Here is a 17,958-nt window from a genome sequence, read left to right on the forward strand (position 1 = left end):
CCTCGTACGGTCGGTCCCGAAGGGAGACATGAGGTAGTTAGTTTGAAAAGCAGACCCACTATACCCGAGCGAGTTGGAAAAACAAACTCTCGCGTGGGCAAGGCACTGCCCCGACAGGTGGACCTGGAGTACCTAGGCGGGTGTGGTGCCGGGGCCCCGCGTGGCCACGACCATCCGGCACCGCGGGCTACCGTCCCGCCGGTACCCGAATTCGGGCAGCGCGTGGAGTTCGACCTCGAAACCGGCCCACGCCAGCTCCCGCCGCACGTCACCGAGCCGGAACGCCCGGTAGTACATGACGAACGGAGGACGCCGGACGGCATTGCGTACCCGCATCACCGCGTCGAAGCCCAGCAGGGCCCAGTACCAGGGCGAGCTCGGCCGGGGCGGGGCCATGATCGGGAACGCGAAACGCCCGCCGGGGCGCAGTACGGAGTGGACCTGGGCGAACAGGCCCGGCAGCTCGCGGGGAAGGAAGTGCCCGAAGGCACCGAAGCTCACGACGAGGTCGAAGGCCGGGCCGAAGGGAAGGGCGCGGGCGTCGCCGCGTACCCACGCGGCATGAGGCCGGGGCGGCGGTGACGGACTGGACGGCGGTCCGGCGGCACCCAGCCGCTCGCGCCCGACCGCCAGCATCCCCGCGCTGATGTCGACCCCGGTGACGCTCTCCCGGCACAGCGTCCCCAGGACCCCCATTCCGGCCCCGGTGCCGCAGCACAGATCGAGCCCGGCGTCGAACGGTCCCATGGGGCGCAGCGCCCGTCCCACCGCGTCGAGGATCGAGTCCGGTGTCCGGAACGGCGTGTGGTCGAACTTCGGCGCGAGCAGGTCGTAGCCGCGTTCGACGGACGAGAGAGCCTGTACGGCCAGCTCGCGGAGCGTGGGACCGTGCGGGGTGAACATCGCCTTCAGCTTAGGGGCAGCGGGCGCGGTGTGCGCTGATCTATGGTCCCCTGCATGACTTCGTTCCGTCCCGCCCCCACCTGGCTGGCCGACGCCGTCTTCTACCAGATCTACCCGCAGTCGTTCGCCGACTCGAACGGCGACGGCATCGGCGACTTCAACGGAATCGCCGAGCGCCTCGACCACCTGACGTGGCTGGGCGTCAACACCGTGTGGCTCAACCCGTGCTTCGTCTCACCGTTCCGCGACGCCGGATACGACGTCTGCGACTACCTGAACGCCGCGCCCCGCTACGGCTCGAACGACGATCTTGCCAAGCTGGTGGACGAAGCGGGCCGCCGCGGCATCCGCGTCCTGCTGGACCTCGTGGCGGGTCACACCTCCGACGAGCACCCGTGGTTCAAGGCCGCCGCGAACGATCCGGCCGACGACCGGTACATCTGGGCGCCCGAGGGCCGGCCCGACGGCTTCGTCCCCTCCCCCGGGGCCCGTCCGGGCGCGTACCTCCCGAACTTCTTCGCCTTCCAGCCCGCCCTCAACTTCGGTTACGCGCGCGAGAATCCGGCCGAGCCCTGGCGACGACCGGTCAACGCCGAGGGACCGCGCGCCAACCGGGCGGCCCTGCGCGAGATCATGGACCACTGGCTGGGCCTCGGCCTGTCCGGCTTCCGCGTCGACATGGCCGCGTCGCTGGTGAAGGACGACGCCGACAAGACGGAAACCGCCAGGATCTGGGCCGAGTTGCGCCACTGGCTGGACGCCGCGCATCCGGGCGCGGTGCTGCTCTCGGAGTGGGGCGAGCCGGAGGTGTCCGTCCCCGCGGGCTTCCACGCCGACTTCTTCCTCCAGTTCGGCGGCCCCACCGACGGCCTCGCCCTGCGCTCGCTGTGGAGCAACGCCGAGGGCACGGTCAACGAGTCCTGGGACCCGCTCGACTGCTTCTTCGACCCCAGCGGCAAGGGCTCGCCCCGCCCCTTCGTCGAGGCCTGGCACCAGGCGGCCGCCGCCGTCGGCGACAGCGGCTTCATCTCCCTGCCCACCGCCAACCACGACTTCTCCCGACTCAACTGCGGCCCCCGCACGGCCGATCAGCTCCCCGCCGCCTTCGCCTTCCAGCTCACCTGGCCCACGCTCCCGGCGATCTACCACGGCGACGAGATCGGGATGCGCTACGTCCCGGGCCTGCCCGACAAGGAGGGCAGCGTGCTGGGCCCCCGCTACAACCGCGCGGGCTCCCGAACCCCGATGCAGTGGGACGACGGTGCGAACGCGGGCTTCTCCACCGCCCCGCCCGACCGCCTGTACCTCCCGCTCGACCCGTCCCCGGACCGCCCGACGGTCGCCGCCCAGCGCGCCGACGACACCTCCCTCCTGCATCTCGTACGCCGTCTCATAGCGCTCCGCACCGGCACGCCGGAGCTGGGCTCGGGCGGCTCGGTGGAGGTGCTGCACTCCGGGTATCCGTTCGTGTACGCGCGGGGCGGGCGGTATCTCGTGGTCGTCAATCCACAGCGGAATGAGGTGAGTTACGACTACGAAGGCGCCCGGGGCGCCGGGGCGCTGGAGGCCTCCGGCGTCCACATCGACGGCGCGAGGATCACCGCGCGAGGGTTCGCGTACGGGATCTTCAAGCTCGCCTCCGCGAGCTAGCCCACCGTCAGCACGATCGCACCCGAGTAGCTGCCGCCGGCCGTGAGCGCCGTCGTGGTGCCGTCGACCGTCATGGTCACGGACTTGCCGCGCGGCGCGTTCACGGCCGCGTCGGAGGCCACGGTCAGCTTGGTCAGGTACGACGTGCCGGTCACCGTCCAGGTCGAGCCGCTGTTCAGCTGGACGACCACGCCGTTGTTGACAACCGCCCGGGCGGTGTTGGTGACCTCGCCGAGCTCGTAGAAATTCGAGGAGTCGATCGTGCTGACACGATGCTTGGCCGTCGTCGCCGAGATCACGCCCTGGACGCTGGAGTCCTCGAAGGTGAGGACCATGTTCTTGCCCTTGCGCATGCCGTTGCAGAAGTCGCCCTCCAGGGCGATGGAGCTGAAGGTGGCGGCCCCGTCGGCCGTGTGGACCGCGGTCGTGTCGAAGGTGGTGGCCTTGGCCGGGTCGTCCGTGGGCTCGGTGTAGACGCCGACGTTCATCATCTTTCCGCCCACGTTCACCGGGCCCGGGTCGTCCAGCTCGATCATCTGCAGGATGATCCCGTTGCCCGGGTTGAGCCGGGCCCCCTGGGAGCCGTCCACGGTGATCGTGGTCTGCTGGCCCTTGTTGAGGAAGGTCGACTTCTCGGAGTTGATGATCGTGCCGCCGTCGAGCTTCAGGGTGCCGGCGCCGAAGAACATGTAGCCGAAGTGGCCCGAGGTGACGACCGTGTTCTGGACAGGAAGAGCCGCCAACTCAGCACCACTCAGCCCGAGTTCCAGCTCGGAGTTGAGCGCGGCGACCGCCTCGCGGGTGCTGTCGCCGTAGTGCACCGACGCGGCCGGGCCCGCGATGATGGTCGCGTAGCTGCCGACGTCGAACCGCGATCCGAGCACCCGCACGATCGCGTCGCCGATGGCGTAGGTGCCGTAGCCGTACGCCCCCGTGTTCCCGACGTGGCTGTTGATCGCCGTCAGCTTCAAGCCACTCCCGCCCTCGACCGACAGCGCGCCCCACGTCTCCGAGAAGACGGTCCGGCGTGAAGGCGATCACGAACGCGCTCGACTCGTAGTGACCAGCCGGTCCGAAGCCGATCGTCCGAGCCTGCGCAGCAGGGCGAGCGCGCATCCCAGCCCGACCGCCGCGAGGACGACACACGCCGTGAACGCGGCCCGGTAGCCGGCGGTCAGGCCCGCGAGACCCGGGCCGCTCGTATAGGTCACGGCGACCGACGAGACCACCGCGACACCGAAGGCGCCCCCGATCTGGAAGGCCGCGGTGTTGATGCCGGACGCCACGCCCGATTCCCGCTCCTCCACACCGGTCAGCGCCGCGATGGACCCGGCGACCGCGCAGGCGCCCAGGCCCGGCCCGAACATCAGCAGCCCCGGGAACAGATCGCGGACGAATCCGCCGTCCACGGGAACCCCAGCCAGCAGCAGGCTGCCCGCGCCGACCAGCGCGAGGCCGCCGACCGCGACCGGGCGTGCGCCGATACGGGTGACCAGGGCCTGACCCGCGTACGAGCCGATGACGGCCGTAGCGGGCATCACGACGTTGTAGAGCCCGAACCGCAGCGGCGAGTAGCCGAGCACCCCCTGCCCGTACTGGGAGAGCGTGTACGACATCCCGAAGGCGCAGCTGCCCAGCAGGAACACCACGAGATTGCCGCCGCTCACCGACCGCGTGCGCAGCAGCCGCAGCGGTACCAGGGGCTGAGCGGACCGTGCCTCGACGCGGACGAAGAGACGTGCCAGCGCGGCCGCGACGGCGAACAGGCCGACCGTCTGCGCGGACAGCCACCCCGCGCGGGGTGCCTCGACGACGGCGTACACGCACGCGACGAGCGCGCCGGTGACGGTGAGCGCCCCGGCCGGGTCGTACGAGCGGGCGCGTGCCTCGGCGCGGCTCTCCCGCAGCAGCCGTGGACTCAGGGCGAGGAGGAGCAGCGCGACCGGCACGTTCAGGAAGAAGACCCACTGCCAGCCGAGCAGGTCGGTGAACGGTCCGCCGATCAGCAGCGCGGCCGTGGCGCCGAAGCCGCCGCTGCCGGACCAGATGGCGAGGGCCTTGTTCCGTTCGGGGCCCTCCTCGAAGGTGTTGAGGAGGAGCGACAGCGCGGTGGGCGCCATGACGGCGGCGGAGACGCCCTGCACGGCGCGCGCCGCCACCAGCACGCCCGCGCTCCCGGCGAACCCGCACAGCAGCGAGGAGAGCCCGAACAACAGGGTGCCGGTCATGAAGACCCGACGGCGGCCCAGCAGATCGGCGACCCGGCCGCCGAGCAGCAGCAGCCCGCCGAAGCTGAGCAGATAGGCGCTCATCACCCATTGCGCGCCGTCCGCCGAGAAGCCGAGTCCGTCCGCGATGGACGGCAGCGCGAGGACGACGATCTGCGAGTCCAGGATGACCATGAATCCGGCCAGGCAGAGCAGGGCGAGGGCGCGCCAGCGGCGGGGGTCGGGGGTGGTGACGGACATGTCGGTGGGGGTGGTGGTGGCAGTCATGGCTCAGCTCCCCAGGCGGAGGCCGGCGAGCCAGACGTCCGGGGCACTGGGCCCTGGCTCGACTTCCGGGGCGCCCGGACCGGGCACGACCCGATCCGACGCGGCCGGGCCTGACTGGGCCGGAACCGGCGCGACCGGGCCTGACGCCACCGGGGCACCAGGCGCTGGCTCGACTTCCAGGGCACCCGGACCGGGCACGACCCGACCCGGCACGACCGGGCCTGAGGCCTCCGGAACCGGCGCGCCCGGGCCGCCGGACGGGGACATGGCGCCCGACCCGGCCGAGGCGCCGGACGCCTGCGGCGTCGGCTGCCTGCGGCGCGCGAGCAGCCGGGCGAGAGCCTTCTTGAGGAGCGATGCGGGGACTGGGACGGGGACGGTGGCGGTCACGAGAGCCTCCAGTGTCGCGATCGGGTCCTTACACCCCACCGACGAACGGCCCCTACGCCGATCGACACTCCGCGAGCCGCTTCTCCAGGAAGTGCCTCTCGGCGTCGTTCTCCACCAGCTGCAGAGCGCCGGCGTACGCCTCCGCGGCCTCCGCCATGCGTCCCATCCGGCGCAGCAGGTCCGCGCGAGTGGCGGGCAGCAGGTGATACCCCTCCAGCTCGCCCTCTTCCTCCAGGTCCGCCACCAGGAGGAGCCCTGCCTCCGGGCTCTCGGCCATGCCCACGGCCACCGCCCGGTTGAGCCGCACCACGGCGGAGGGCACGAGGCGCTCCAACTCGCCGTACAGGGCCGCGATGTCGGCCCAGTCCGTGTCCTCGGCGGTGGCGGCGGTGGTGTGGCAGGCGGCGATGGCGGCCTGGATCTGATACGGCCCCGGACGCCCGCGGCGCAACGCGGTTTCCAGCAGGCCGGCGCCCTCGTCGACCGATGCCTTGTCCCAGGCCGTACGGTCCTGGTCCTCCAGCGTCACCAGCAAACCCGCCGCGTCGACCCGCGTGCCGCGCCGGGCGTCGTGCAGCAGCAACAACGCGAGCAGACCCAGCACTTCGGGCTCGTCGGGCATCAGGCGGGCCAGCACGCGGGCGAGGCGGATCGCCTCCGCGCACAGATTCGTCCGCACCAGATCGGCGCCGGCCGTGGCGGCGTACCCCTCGTTGAAGAGCAGGTAGAGCACACCGAGAACGCCCGTAGTGCGTTCGGGGAGGAGGTGCGCGGGCGGTACGCGGTAGGGGATGCCCGCGTTGCGGATCTTCCGCTTGGCGCGGACCAGGCGCTGCGCCATGGTCGCCTCGGGGACGAGGAAGGCGCGGGCGATCTCGGGCGTGGTCAGTCCGGCGAGGGTGCGCAGGGTCAGCGCCACCCGGGCCTCGATGGGCAGCGCGGGGTGGCAGCAGGTGAAGATCAGCCGCAGCCGGTCGTCCTGGACTCCACTGTCGTCTCCGTATTCCGGGTCGTAGGGTCCCTCGTCGCGCGCCAGCACGGCCACCTCCCGCAGCTTCTGTGCCCCCACCGCCTCCCGGCGCAGCATGTCCAGGGCGCGGTTGCGCGCGGTCGTGGTCAACCAGGCGCCGGGGCGGCGCGGCACACCGTCGCGCCGCCACCGGTCCAGGGCCTGGGCGAAGGCGTCCTGCGCGCACTCCTCGGCGAGGTCCCAGTCGCCGGTCACCCGGATCAGGGTGGCGACGACCTGGCCCCATTCCTCGCGGAAGGCGGCGGCGACGGCCTGCTCGACGTCCGGCGTTCCCGGACTCCCGGTCACGCCCGAACCCGCCGCCTCCTCGCTCTCGTTCACTCCCAGACCGGCCGCACCTCCACCGAACCGCCGCTCAGCGCCGCCGGGTGCCGGGACGCGAGCGCGATGGCCTCGTCGAGGTCGGCGACCTCGATGATGTCGAATCCCGCGACGTACTCCTTGGACTCCACGAACGGACCGTCGCTGAGCAGGACTTCGTCGCCCTGGACACGGACGGTGGTGGCATCGGTGGACGGCCGCAGCCGGGTGCCGCCCCGCACCACGTCGCGGCTGCGTACCTCTTCGATGTACGAGGTGAAGCGGGGGTCGTCGGCGATCTCCTCGGGGCTGAGCTCCTCGCCGCCGACGGATGTGCAGATGAAGAACACGTACTTCATGACCGACCCTCCTCGTTTCCCAGGGTTCCTGCGGCGAACGGGACCGACGTGTGCTGGTGGACGATCTGCCACTTGTCACCGGCCGCACGGTAACCCGTGGTCACCCGTGCCGTGGTGTCCAGCGAGTCGCCGTTGGTGAGCGTGGCGCGCATCCGCACGAGGGCGTGGCTGAACGCGACACTCTCGTCGACGCGGACCCGGAAGTCGAGCACTTCGCGCTCCACCGGTCCGGCCAGCGTCGCCCACCACCACTCCTCGGCCTTGCGCAGGGCTTCGATTCCGCTCTGCTCCAGACCGCTCACGGGGTGGAACACCTCGACGTCCGGGGCGTAACAGGCCATCGCCCGGTCGAAGTCCCGATCGCGTGCGGCGGCGGTCAGCTCAGCGTCGAGCCGGCGGATCTCCCCCTCGGCGTCCTCGTCGTCCCAGAACGCGCGCACCTCCATGGCCCCGATGGACGCCACGGGGTGCTTGGCCGCCGCCTCGATCGCCTCCTCCATGGTCTCGCACTCGAGGATGTCGAACCCGGCGACGTACTCCTTCGTCTCCGCGAACGGCCCGTCGGTGCGCAGCACTTCGCCGTCGCGCACCCGCACGGTGACCGCCTCGGCGGGGAGCCGCAGCCGATGGCCGTGCAGCCGTACACCGCGCTCGGCGCCCAGCTCCTCGACCCAGGGTTCGACGGGTGCCATGCCGGAGGCGTCGGCGGTGTCGTCACCGCAGACCAGCAGCATGTACTTCATGGTTCCTCCCGGTACTCATGAGGTCCTGACACCCCACCGACGAACGGGGCGGCGCCCCATCGACACCCTTCCAGATTTTCCTGCGTACGGCCGGACATGCGAGGGAGCCGGGGCGCGCGCCCCGGCTCCCTTCTCGTGCACCTGCGTACTAGACGGCCGCCGCCTCCGCCGCCGACTCGCCCGTGACGCCGACCGCCGCGCGGGCGGTGTTCTTGCGCACCAGCAGCAGGGTGACCACCGCGCCGAGCAGTGAGGCGCAGCCGCAGATCACCACGCCGAGGGCCATGCCGTGGCCGAGCGCCGTCTGGGCCGCCGCCCTGGCGCTGTCGCTGCCCGCGTTGACGACGGCGAGGGGACCGGCCGCGGCCTCCATGCCCGCGTCCGCGCCACTGAGCTTGCCGACCAGCGCCGAGGACGCGGCGCTCATCGCGATGGTGCTGATCACGGCCGGGCCGAGGCCCTGGCCGAACTCGCGCACCAGGCTGGTGGCACCGCTGGCCATGCCGGTCATCTCGATCGGTACGGCGTTCACGGCCGCCGAGGTCAGCGAGGACACCACGCAGATGAAGCCGATGCCGAGCAGCAGCACCGGGCCGATGAAGGCCGCGAGGGACGTCGTGGTGATGGGGAGCGCGGCGATCCAGAACTGTCCCGCGGCCATCGGCAGCAGGCCGCCCATCAGCAGCCAGCGGGCGTCGACGCGGGTGAGCATCTTGCTGAGCACCGGCGCCAGCAGCAGCGGGATCAGCTGCAGGATCACGAACGGCATGCTGGCCCGCAGGGCGCTCAGATGCATCACCGCGCCGAGCCGGATCGACACGCAGTACGCGGTGCCGATGAAGCCGAACATGCCGGCCAGCGCGACGACGGCGGCCGCGGCGAACGACGGGATCCTCAGCAGGTCCAGGTTGAACATGGGCGAGGCGGCGCGGGTCTCCGCGACGATGAATCCGACGAGAGCGACGGCCGCCAAAGACAGCGAGCCCACGATCGCCGCGCTGCCCCAGCCGCGGTCGCCGCCCTCGATGATGCCCCAGAGCAGGGCGGTGAGACCGACGGCGATGGTGATCTGGCCGGGCCAGTCCAGGCTGCGGCCCTCGGGAGCCTTGGAGTCCGTGACCAGCTTCCAGCACGCGACCGCGACGACCAGACCGAGGACGACCGGCGGCACGAACGCCCAGCGGAAGTCGGCGACCGTGGCGAGCACGCCGGACGACAGCGGCCCCAGGGCGGAGGCGAGGGAAATGCTGAGCGCCCACGTGGAGACCGCCTTGGCACGGTCCTTCCCGTCGGGGGTGGCCGCCGCGATGACCGCGAGGGAGCTGGGGAAGAGCGCGGCGGCACCGATGCCGGCCAGGGCCTGACCGGTCCACATCATGGTGATGTTCTGGGAAGTGGCGTTGAGGAGTTCACCGAGCGCCAGGATCAGCCCGCCGAGCACCAGAAGGCGCTTGCGGCCGAAGAGATCTCCGACCACTCCGAAATTCAGTTCAAGAATTGCGGTGGGGAGAATGAAGGCGGAGGTGACCCAGGCGACTTGGGAACCGGAAGCCCCGAATGCGGCCTGGATTTCTCCATTGATGGGGGACGGAACGGTAATGCACAGCTGCGCGGCGGCAACTGCGAGACAGCAGGCTATGAGCGTGCCTCTGTCGAGCCTTTTCACGAGATTGGTCATCCCGTACTCCATCTCACTCGGAAAAACTAGTGCTGCGCTCTATCAGTTCGACGAGATTGCCCTCGGGGTCGGCGACCCAGGCCATCCGGATGCCGGGCTCGGGGGACGGCCCGGGCTTCATGACCTCGCCCGCGCCCTGGGCCACCAGGGCCGCGTAGACGGGGTCGAGTTCGGGGGTGGTGACCGCGAAGTGGCCGTATCCCTCGGTGAGGGCGGCGGTCAGCGGGTCGGGCGCCCGCAGTCCGGGGGTGGATCCTGGGCGGGCGAGGAGTTCGATGCGCCAGCCGTGCGGATGCTCCAGGACGACACCACTGAGCCCAGGCCCTTCGAGGGTGAACTCGAAGACGGTCCTCAGCCCGAACGCCGCCTGGTACCAGGCGGTTTGGGCGGGCAGGTCGCGTACGTTGACGCCGATGTGGTCGAGTCGTGTGTTCACCGGCGCTCAGCCCGCCATCGCGCTGTCGCCGCCGTCGACCATGAGGTTGGCGCCATTGACGAACGCGGCCTCGTCGGAGCAGAGGAAGGCCGCGGCCCGCGCGATGTCCTCGGGCTGCCCCACGCGTCCGACCGGGATCCGCGCCTCCAACTGCGCCTTCGGCCCCTCGGGATCGTCGAGGAATGGCGCGGTGGCGGACGTATAGGTCATGCCGGGCGCGATGGTGTTGACGCGGATGCGGTGCGGGGCGCCGGCCGCGCACAGATGCTTGCTCATCGCCAGCACCCCGCCCTTGGCGGCGCCGTGCGGCACCATCGGCATGAAGGGGGCACCCCGTACGGCGGCCACCGAGGCGACGTTGAGGACGGCTCCGCCGCCGCTCGCGATCAGATGCGGCCAGGCCGCCTGCGTACAGAAGTACGGGATGTCGAGCTCGTTCTTGATGGTGAAGTACCAGTCCTCGGCGGGCATGGTCTCGAACGGCCCGTTCCGCAGGGCGGACGCGTTGTTGTACAGGATGTCGATCCCGCCGAACGCCGCGATCCCCGCGTCGATCCACTCCCGTGCTCCCGCTTCGGTGGACAGGTCCACCGGCGCGAGGGACCGCATGACTCCGCCGGCCTTCTCGACGAGTTCCACCGTTTCGGCGGCGGCTTCGGAGTCGATGTCACAGCCGAATACGGTGGCGCCTTCCGCGGCGAATATCTGAGCCGCGGCCCGCCCTATTCCAGCTCCCGTGCCGCTGATGAAAGCGATTTTTCCGGCCAGTCGACCCATGATTGCCGTGTCCCTCGTCCAGTGCCGCCGGTGTGCGGTGGTGGAAGCGTAGGTACGGCGTTTGGCGAGAACAAGAAAAGGGTCGGCTCAGGGCCATCGCGGTGTCGTATGGCTGGTATGCGCGGGGTCAGCCGCGGGGGTTCTCGGCAGCTCGCGGAGTCGGCCGAGGACGGTCCCCGGCCGCCGGCGGCGTCAGCGGCGGGAGATCCCCGGCCGCACCGGGAGGGCCCGCACGCTGTTGCCCACGAAGCTGGGGTGACGGGAGAGTTCCGCCTCCGACACGGCGAGGTCGAGGTCGGGGAAACGGGTGAACAGTCGCTCCAGGGCGATGGTGGCCTCCAGGCGCGCCAACGGGGCACCCAGACAGTAGTGCGCGCCGTGCCCGAGGGAGAGGTGCCGGGCGGCGCCGGACCTGCCGGGCCGGGTCACGTCGAAACGGTCGGCATCGGGTCCGTGGGCCACCCGGTCGCGCCCCGCGGCCGAGTAACCGGCGAGCACCGGCGTGCCCTTGGGGATCACAGTGCCGTCGAGGGTTCAGCCCGGACACGTCCGAGCCGGTGTCCTCGACGACGCCGAGGAATTAGTGGCCCATCCGCTCGCCGTGCTCCGAGGCCGGCATGGACCCGTAGGACCACAGGTCGCTGCCACAGACGCAGGAACGCAGGACGCGTACGAGGGCGTCGGTGGGCCGCTGGATCTTCGGGTCGGGGACGTCCTCCACTCGGACGTCGCCGGCGCCGTACATCAGTGTTGCTCGCATGAGATGCTTCCGATTCTCTGTTGCCCTATGTAAAATTGACGGTGCGTCAGTCCGTGTGTCAGTAGCGGCCGCCGGTCGGAGCGGGCAGGGCGTCGAGCTCGGCCAGGTCGGCCGCGCTCAGAGCGACGTCCGCCGCCACGGCGTTGTCCGCCAGGTACTTCGGGGTCTTGGTGCCGGGGATGGGGACGACGTACCGGCCCTGGGCGACCACCCATGCCAGCGCCACCTGCGCCGGGGTGACCCCCGCACGCTCGGCGATCTCCCGTACCCGGCCGACGATGGCGAGGTTGGCGCGCAGCGCGTCCTGCTGGAAGCGCGGCAGCCGGCGCCGGAAGTCGTCCTCGGGCAGGTCGTCGAAGGACGAGAACCGCCCGACGAGGAAGCCCCGGCCCAGCGGTGAGAACGGCAGGAAGGCGATGCCCTGCTCCTGGCAGTACGGCAGTACGTGGTCCAGCGCGTCCCGGGTCCACAGCGACATCTCGGACTGCACCGACGCCACCGGGTGCACCGCCTGGGCCCGCTCGATCTGCTCGACGGTCACCTCGGACAGGCCGATGTGCCGCGCCTTGCCCGCGGCCACGACCTCGGCCATGGCGCCCCAGGTCTCCTCGATCGGTACCTCGGGGTCGACGCGGTGGAGTTGGTAGAGGTCTACGTGGTCGGTGCCCAGGCGGCGCAGGCTCGCGTCGATCGACTGCCGTACGTGCTCGGGGCGGCCGTTGTTGGCGATGAGCGGGGAGCCCTCGGGTCCGCCGGTCGGGTCGGCGACGTACAGGCCGACCTTGGTGGCGAGGACCGCGCGTTCACGATGGCCGTCCGCGAGCGCCCGGCCGACCAATTCCTCGTTGGTGTACGGCCCGTACACATCCGCGGTGTCGATCAGTGTGGCGCCCAGGTCGAGGGCCTGGCGGATCACCTCGATCGACGTGTCCTCGTCTCGCGGGGTCTTCACGTCGTACGCGAAGGTCATGCCCATGCAGCCCAGGCCGATGACGCCGACCTCGGGGCCCTTGTTGCCCAGTGTGGTGGTACGCATGATCGCTGCCCCAGTCCCTACTTGTTCGTGCGGTGGTATTCGGCGTCGGTGACCTTGTCGCCCCAGGTGGTCTCGGGGCTGCCGTCGCCCGTGCCCTCCCACATCGCGAGGTGCTCCATGAAGCGGTCGGGAGCGGCGCCGTGCCAGTGCTCCTCGCCCGGCGGGGTGTGGATCGTGTCGCCGGGGTGGGCCTCGACGACCGTGCCGTCGCGCGTGCCGATCAGCGCGATGCCGGACACGATGTGCAGGGTCTGGCCCAGTGCGTGCGAGTGCCAGTCGGTTCGGGCGCACGGCGCGAAGCGCACCATGTTGACCCGCATCCGGGACGGCTCCTGACCGGCGTAGACGACGTCCCACCACACGTCACCGGTGAACCAGTCGGCCGGAGCCTTGCTGGTGGGCTGCTGCTTCAGGATCTCCAAGATCCTTCTCCTTCTTGCGTGCTCATGTGGCGCTCGCGACCTGCGCACTCAGTTGTGGTCGATCATGTCCATGTGGTCCTTGCCGAGGCGGTCGCCGACGGCAGGGGTGAGGTGGTCGAGCGTGTGGAGCACCTCGGCGGACAGCTGGATGCCGTCGGCCGTGACGTTCTCATCCAGGGGGGAGACGCGCCGGGTGCCGGGGATCGGGGCGATGTCGTCGCCCTGGGCGACCAGCCAGGCCAGGCACAGCTGCCCCGCAGTGATGCCGACCTCGTCGGCGATCGCCTTGACCTCGTCGGCGACGCGCAGGTTCTGCTGGAAGTACTCGGTGTCGTTGAAGCGCGGCATGGTCGCGCGCAGGTCGACCTCGGTGTCGAACCAGTCCGTCGTACGGAACCCGCCGGCCAGGAATCCGTGGCCCAGCGGCGCCCACGGCACGAGCCGATGCCCAACTCACGCGTCACCGGCAGGATCTCCCGCTCCGGCTCCCGGAACCACAGGGAGTACTCCGTCTGCACCGCGGCTAGCGGGTGCACGGTGTGGGCGCGGCGGATCGTGCCGGGGCGGCCTCCGACAGACCCAGGGTTCGGACCTTGCCCTCCTCGACCAGCTCGGCCATGGCGCCGACGGTCTCCTCGATCGGCGTGGCCGGGTCGACCCGGTGCTGGTGGAGCAGATCGAGGTAGTCGGTGGCAAGCCGCTTCAGCGAGCCCTCCACCGCGACGCCGATGCTCTCCGGGCTGCTGTCGAGGGAACCTTCGGCGGCCCGAGTACGACACGAAGCCGAACTTCGACGCCAGCACCACCTGGTCGCGGCGGCCCTGCAGCGCCTTGCCGACGAGTTCCTCGTTGAGGAAGGGGCCGTCCGCCTCGGCGGTGTCGATGTGTGTGACGCCGAGGTCGAGCGCGCGGTGGATGGCGCGGATGCCTTCCTCGTTGTCCGCGTTCGCGCCGGTGTAGAGCGCGTTGATGGGCATCCGCCCATACCGATCCGGGTGACGTCCAGGTTCCCGAGCTTGATGTGCTGCATGGGGTGGTACTCCGTTCGTTCGCCGGATGCCGGGCGCCGTGCGGGGGCCGTGCGTGGGGGACGACTCCGACGCGATCAACCTTGCTGCGCGGGCGCGCCGCGTGGCAGACCGCGCTGTGCCGGGGAGCCGTGTTCCGGGGTGTGACAGGGCCCCTCATGCGCCTACCGCCCAGGTCACGGCGTTGCCACACTCCATGGCATGACGAGTGAGCAGGACAACGGCACGGAGCTGGGGCGCTTTCTGCGTGCCCGCCGGGCCCGGGTGACCCCCGCCGAGGTCGGCCTGACGGCCGGCGCCGGGCTGCGCCGCACGCCCGCGCTGCGCCGTGAGGAACTGGCCACCCTCGCCGGGATCAGCATCGACTACTACACCCGTCTGGAACGCGGCAAGGAGACCCGCCCCAGCCCGTCCGTGGTCGATGCCCTCGCCCGCGCCCTGCTGCTGGAGGAGGACGAGCACGAGCACCTGCGCACTCTGGTCGCCCTCGCCGCCCGGACCGCACCCCAACCGCCGGCCGCGCCGAGCCGGACCATACGGCCCGGCGTCAAACTGCTCCTGGAGAGCCTGCGACCCAACCCCGCGCACGTCGTCAGCCGCACCAACGACCTGCTCGCCTGCAACCCGAGCGGGCTGCGCCTGCTCGTCGGAATGGAGGACTGGCCGGCCAAACAGCGCAACATCGCCCGCTACGTCTTCCTCCACCCGGCGGCCCGCGAGCTCTTCGACGACTGGCACCGCCAGATCCGCGGCTGCGTCGCCCGACTGCGCGCCCTGGCCGGCACCGACCCCGACGCGCCGGACCTGACCCGACTGGCGGGTGAACTGCTCCTCAAGAGCCCGGAGTTCGCCAGCGTGTGGGAGCGCTACGACGTGAAGGGCAGCACCCACGGACGCAAGACCTTCCACCACCCCGAGGTCGGCGAGCTCACTCTCGGCTACCAGTCAATGGAGCTGGAAGGCACCCCCGGCCACCGCCTGATCGCGTACTACGCCGCACCGGGCACCCCCGAGTACGACGCCTTGGTCCTCCTCGACCTGCTCGCGTCCGAGCCCTCGTCGAACGGGGCCGCACCGACCGGCGGAGCACCGCGAACCACGCCGAGCGGGGTCACGTCCCCTTCGCCCTGACGCGGCCGCCAGGTCGTCACGCGTCCAGGTCGTCCGCGAAGTGCCGGAAGCCGTGGCGGTCCTGATGCAGGCCCCAGAGGGTGTCCGCGAGCACCGCCGGGTCCTTCCTGGCGTGTCCCGGGATGATCTCGCCGGGGATGACCAGCTGCGCGACGTGGATGCCCTCGCCCGCGAGGGTGTCGTGCAGCAGATGGCCGTAGGCGCTCTCGGCGGCGAAGGCGATCGACGTACCGGCGCGGTCGGGGTGCGGGATCACGGCGGAGCCGCCGTTGACGAAGAGGATGGTGCCGCGGCCCAGCTCGCGCATGCCGGGCAGCACCTGCTGCACAGCGGCGACCGGGCCGTACACGGAGAACTCGATAGGGCCGACGAGGTCGGTGGCGCTGGTCTCCAGAACCGGCCGCATGAAGTCCCGGTGCGGCAGCGGGCTGTATTGCAGAATCTCGATCGGGCCCAGGGTCGCCGTCGCCGCGTCGAGCGCCGCCCCCAGGGCTTTCGGGTCGCGTACGTCGGCGGCGAAACCGCGCGCCGTGATGCCCTCGCGGGCCAGATCGGCGGCGAGGCCACTCGTCCGCTCGTGGGTGCGTGCGATGAGGGCTACGTCGAATCCCTCGCCGCCGAACCGCCGTGCGACGGCGGCTCCGAGGCCGGGTCCCGCTCCGATGATGGCGATGGTGGTCATGGTCCTGGCTTCCTTGGACGGCCTGAGGTCCTGGCGGTTTCGAAGCTACTGGAGGTCGTGCTCGTCGGCTCAGCGTCGAGGCGTCACGACTGAGGGGGCTCCCGCGAGGAGGGAGGGATCTTCAATGGACGGTCAGCCTGTTCCTGGCACCCGAATCCGGGCGGACCGCGCTGTGGCCGGGTGAGGTGTTCGGGGGCGTGGCAGGGCTCCCCACTGCGCTGTTACGCAGGTCACAGGGCTGCCACACTGGAAGGCATGGCACGTGAGCAGCAGAGTGGCGGCAACGACGGCAGCGAGCTGGGAAGGTTTCTGCGCGCCCGCCGCGCCCGGGTGACCCCCGCCGATGTCGACCTTCCGCAGGGCCTCGGGCTGCGCCGTACGCCCGGCCTGCGCCGTGAGGAACTGGCCACGCTCGCCGGGTCAGCATCGATTACTACACGCGTCTGGAACGCGGCAAGGAGACCAACCCCAGCCCGTCCGTCGTCGACGCCCTGGCCGCCGCCCTGCTGCTGGACGGCGACGAGCGTGAGCACCTGCGCGACCTGGCCGCACGCGCCGCCCGCAGCAACGCCAACGAACCGCCGACCGCGTCGAGCCGGACCGTGGCACGCGGCGTCGAGCTGCTGCTGGAGAGCATGCGGCCCTACCCCGCCCACGCGGTCAGCCGCACGATGCAGCTGCTCGCCTGGAACCCGGGCGGACTGCGGCTGATGGCCGGGATGGAGGACTGGCCGGCCGACCAGCGCAATGTCGTGCGCTACGTCTTCCTGCACCCCGCCGCCCGCGCACTGTTCGACGACTGGGAGAACCAGATCCGCGGCTGCGTCGCCCGCCTGCGCACCCTGGCCGGCACCGACCCCGACGCCTCCGATCTCACCGGGCTCGTCGATGAACTCCTGCTCAAGAGCCCGGACTTCGCGCGGCTGTGGGAACAGTACGACGTCAAGGGGAACACCTCGGGCCGCAAGACCTTCCACCACCTCCAGATCGGCGACGTCACCTTCGGTTACCAGGTCATAGAACTGGAGGGCGCCCGCGGCCATCGCCTGGTCGCGTACCACGCCGAGCCCGGCACTCGCGAGTACGACGCGATGCTGCTGCTCGACGCGAGCGCGGCCGTCAGTCCTCGAAGGGGGCCACGCTGGAGACCAGCCCCTGACGCCGCTCGCTGAGCGGGTGCTGCCGCGGGGCGCGTGGCACTCGGCGTCGTCGACCTTCCCGGCAGCTCGTCATCCGGACCGCCGAAACCGGCACGCCTTCTCGCGACGGGCTGCGCTTTTCTCGCCTCCTGGGCGGCGGCCGAGCATCCCCGGTCCGCAGCTACGGGGACGCTGGTCAACTTCCGCCACGTCTTCTACGCCTTCAGCTTCCCGCTCGACCTGGTCAGGAACCCGTTCGCGAAGGCGTACGCCGTCTACGCGATGACCGACGAGGCGTACGCCGTCAACGCGTCCCTGCCCGAGCGCGAGCGTTCGGCGCCCCGGCTCCTCGCGATGCGGATCGCCTGCGAGACGTACTGGGTCGGCGGCGGACTGGTCGGGGTCGCTCTCGGCGCGGCCCTGCCCGCGCCGATCAAAGGCCTTGAGTTCGCCCTGTGCGCGCTGTTCACCGTGCTCACCCTGGACGCGTTCCGCTCGCGCAGCGAGATCCCCTCGGTGCTGCTCGCCGGCGCGAGCGCGACTGCCGCCCTCGTGCTCACCCCGGGCGTAGCCCTGCTGACCGCGATGCTGTTGTTCGTCGCCCTGCTGCTGGCCCGCCACACCCTCACCGCCGGCCGCCCCGCCGAGGAGGCCGCCGATGCCTAGCACCTCGTACCCCGTCGCCGTCCTCGCGATCGTCTTCACCATCACCCTCGCGCTGCGCGCCGTTCCCTTCGCGGTACTGCGCACACTGCGCACCTCCGTGATCGTGCGGCGGCTGTCGGTGTGGATGCCGGTGGGCATCCTCGCGATCCTCGCGGTGACCGCCCTGCACGGCACCATCGCCGCCGAGCCGCACGCCACGTGGTTCGCACGGCTCGCGGTCGCCGTCACGGCGTGCGTCCACCTCGCCTGCGGCCGCCGCACGATCCTGAGCGTCGGCATCGGCACCGCCGTGTACGTCGTCCTCGTCAACGCCCTGTGAACCCTCAGGCTGTG

At 71.0% G+C, this 17,958-nt stretch carries 16 protein-coding genes and 4 pseudogenes; 5 read left to right on the forward strand and 15 right to left on the reverse strand.

Features of this window, described 5'->3' with window-relative positions; translation table 11 throughout:
- Positions 1 to 132: 132 nt before the first annotated feature.
- A complete protein-coding gene (locus AB5J53_RS03485; protein WP_369244188.1) occupies positions 133 to 903 on the reverse strand; it encodes a class I SAM-dependent methyltransferase in 771 nt (256 codons plus the stop codon).
- 54 nt (positions 904 to 957) lie between these two features.
- Here AB5J53_RS03485 and AB5J53_RS03490 point away from each other — a divergent pair, with 54 nt between their 5' ends.
- The gene (locus AB5J53_RS03490; RefSeq protein WP_369244189.1) at positions 958 to 2,553 is read left to right on the forward strand and encodes an alpha-amylase family glycosyl hydrolase; all 1,596 of its coding nucleotides are present in this window, start codon (positions 958 to 960) and stop codon (positions 2,551 to 2,553) included.
- Here AB5J53_RS03490 and AB5J53_RS03495 read toward each other — a convergent pair.
- The 13 genes and pseudogenes from AB5J53_RS03495 to AB5J53_RS03555 form a co-directional block, all read right to left on the reverse strand.
- The gene (locus tag AB5J53_RS03495) at positions 2,550 to 3,524 is read right to left on the reverse strand and encodes a hypothetical protein (RefSeq protein ID WP_369244190.1); all 975 of its coding nucleotides are present in this window, start codon (positions 3,522 to 3,524) and stop codon (positions 2,550 to 2,552) included. The two genes, AB5J53_RS03490 and AB5J53_RS03495, sit on opposite strands and share 4 nt — an antisense overlap.
- A 66-nt stretch (positions 3,525 to 3,590) precedes the next feature.
- Positions 3,591 to 5,048 carry an MFS transporter gene (locus AB5J53_RS03500; protein ID WP_369244191.1) on the reverse strand — a complete coding sequence of 486 codons (1,458 nt, stop codon included), beginning with the start codon at positions 5,046 to 5,048 and terminating at the stop codon, positions 3,591 to 3,593.
- Between the two features lie 442 nt (positions 5,049 to 5,490).
- Positions 5,491 to 6,756 (reverse strand): RNA polymerase sigma factor, encoded by a 1,266-nt coding sequence (locus AB5J53_RS03505; protein WP_369252036.1) that lies wholly within the window; start codon positions 6,754 to 6,756, stop codon positions 5,491 to 5,493.
- Between the two features lie 29 nt (positions 6,757 to 6,785).
- Positions 6,786 to 7,127, reverse strand: a complete 342-nt coding sequence (locus AB5J53_RS03510; protein WP_369244192.1) for a YciI family protein — start codon at positions 7,125 to 7,127, stop codon at positions 6,786 to 6,788.
- Positions 7,124 to 7,870 (reverse strand): nuclear transport factor 2 family protein, encoded by a 747-nt coding sequence (locus tag AB5J53_RS03515; RefSeq protein WP_369244193.1) that lies wholly within the window; start codon positions 7,868 to 7,870, stop codon positions 7,124 to 7,126. The genes AB5J53_RS03510 and AB5J53_RS03515 overlap by 4 nt, the downstream gene beginning before the upstream one ends.
- 148 nt (positions 7,871 to 8,018) lie before the next feature.
- Positions 8,019 to 9,548 (reverse strand): MFS transporter, encoded by a 1,530-nt coding sequence (locus tag AB5J53_RS03520; protein WP_369244194.1) that lies wholly within the window; start codon positions 9,546 to 9,548, stop codon positions 8,019 to 8,021.
- Positions 9,549 to 9,561: 13 nt separating this feature from the next.
- Positions 9,562 to 9,984 (reverse strand): VOC family protein, encoded by a 423-nt coding sequence (locus AB5J53_RS03525; RefSeq protein WP_369244195.1) that lies wholly within the window; start codon positions 9,982 to 9,984, stop codon positions 9,562 to 9,564.
- Positions 9,985 to 9,990: 6 nt separating this feature from the next.
- On the reverse strand, positions 9,991 to 10,761 hold the full coding sequence (locus tag AB5J53_RS03530) for an SDR family NAD(P)-dependent oxidoreductase (RefSeq protein ID WP_369244196.1): 771 nt from the start codon (positions 10,759 to 10,761) through the stop codon (positions 9,991 to 9,993).
- A gap of 192 nt (positions 10,762 to 10,953) precedes the next feature.
- Positions 10,954 to 11,295, reverse strand: a pseudogene (locus AB5J53_RS03535) (cytochrome P450); the annotation flags it as partial.
- A 49-nt stretch (positions 11,296 to 11,344) separates the two neighbouring features.
- Positions 11,345 to 11,521 (reverse strand): annotated as a pseudogene (locus tag AB5J53_RS03540) (IMP dehydrogenase); the annotation flags it as partial.
- Positions 11,522 to 11,579: 58 nt separating this feature from the next.
- Positions 11,580 to 12,557, reverse strand: a complete 978-nt coding sequence (locus tag AB5J53_RS03545) for an aldo/keto reductase (protein WP_369244197.1) — start codon at positions 12,555 to 12,557, stop codon at positions 11,580 to 11,582.
- 17 nt (positions 12,558 to 12,574) lie between these two features.
- Positions 12,575 to 12,979 carry a cupin domain-containing protein gene (locus tag AB5J53_RS03550; RefSeq protein ID WP_369244198.1) on the reverse strand — a complete coding sequence of 135 codons (405 nt, stop codon included), beginning with the start codon at positions 12,977 to 12,979 and terminating at the stop codon, positions 12,575 to 12,577.
- A gap of 48 nt (positions 12,980 to 13,027) precedes the next feature.
- Positions 13,028 to 14,009: pseudogene (locus AB5J53_RS03555) on the reverse strand (aldo/keto reductase).
- A gap of 199 nt (positions 14,010 to 14,208) precedes the next feature.
- On the opposite strand from AB5J53_RS03555, the gene AB5J53_RS03560 reads away from it, so the two are divergent.
- Positions 14,209 to 15,138 carry a helix-turn-helix transcriptional regulator gene (locus AB5J53_RS03560; RefSeq protein ID WP_369244199.1) on the forward strand — a complete coding sequence of 310 codons (930 nt, stop codon included), beginning with the start codon at positions 14,209 to 14,211 and terminating at the stop codon, positions 15,136 to 15,138.
- 16 nt (positions 15,139 to 15,154) lie between these two features.
- On the opposite strand, the gene AB5J53_RS03565 is transcribed toward AB5J53_RS03560, so the two are convergent.
- Entirely contained in the window at positions 15,155 to 15,820 is a 666-nt protein-coding gene (locus AB5J53_RS03565) for an SDR family NAD(P)-dependent oxidoreductase (RefSeq protein ID WP_369244200.1), read from the reverse strand.
- Between the two features lie 255 nt (positions 15,821 to 16,075).
- Between AB5J53_RS03565 and AB5J53_RS03570 the strand changes: the two are divergent.
- The 3 genes and pseudogenes from AB5J53_RS03570 (at position 16,076) to AB5J53_RS03580 (ending at position 17,944) form a co-directional block, all read left to right on the forward strand.
- Positions 16,076 to 16,992, forward strand: a pseudogene (locus AB5J53_RS03570) (helix-turn-helix transcriptional regulator).
- Between the two features lie 21 nt (positions 16,993 to 17,013).
- Positions 17,014 to 17,625, forward strand: a complete 612-nt coding sequence (locus AB5J53_RS03575; RefSeq protein WP_369244201.1) for an AzlC family ABC transporter permease — start codon at positions 17,014 to 17,016, stop codon at positions 17,623 to 17,625.
- Entirely contained in the window at positions 17,618 to 17,944 is a 327-nt protein-coding gene (locus AB5J53_RS03580; RefSeq protein WP_369244202.1) for a branched-chain amino acid transporter permease, read from the forward strand. The genes AB5J53_RS03575 and AB5J53_RS03580 overlap by 8 nt, the downstream gene beginning before the upstream one ends.
- Positions 17,945 to 17,958: the final 14 nt, after the last annotated feature.

The sequence above is a fragment of the Streptomyces sp. R41 genome (genome assembly GCF_041053055.1).
In the GTDB taxonomy this organism is placed as follows: domain Bacteria; phylum Actinomycetota; class Actinomycetes; order Streptomycetales; family Streptomycetaceae; genus Streptomyces.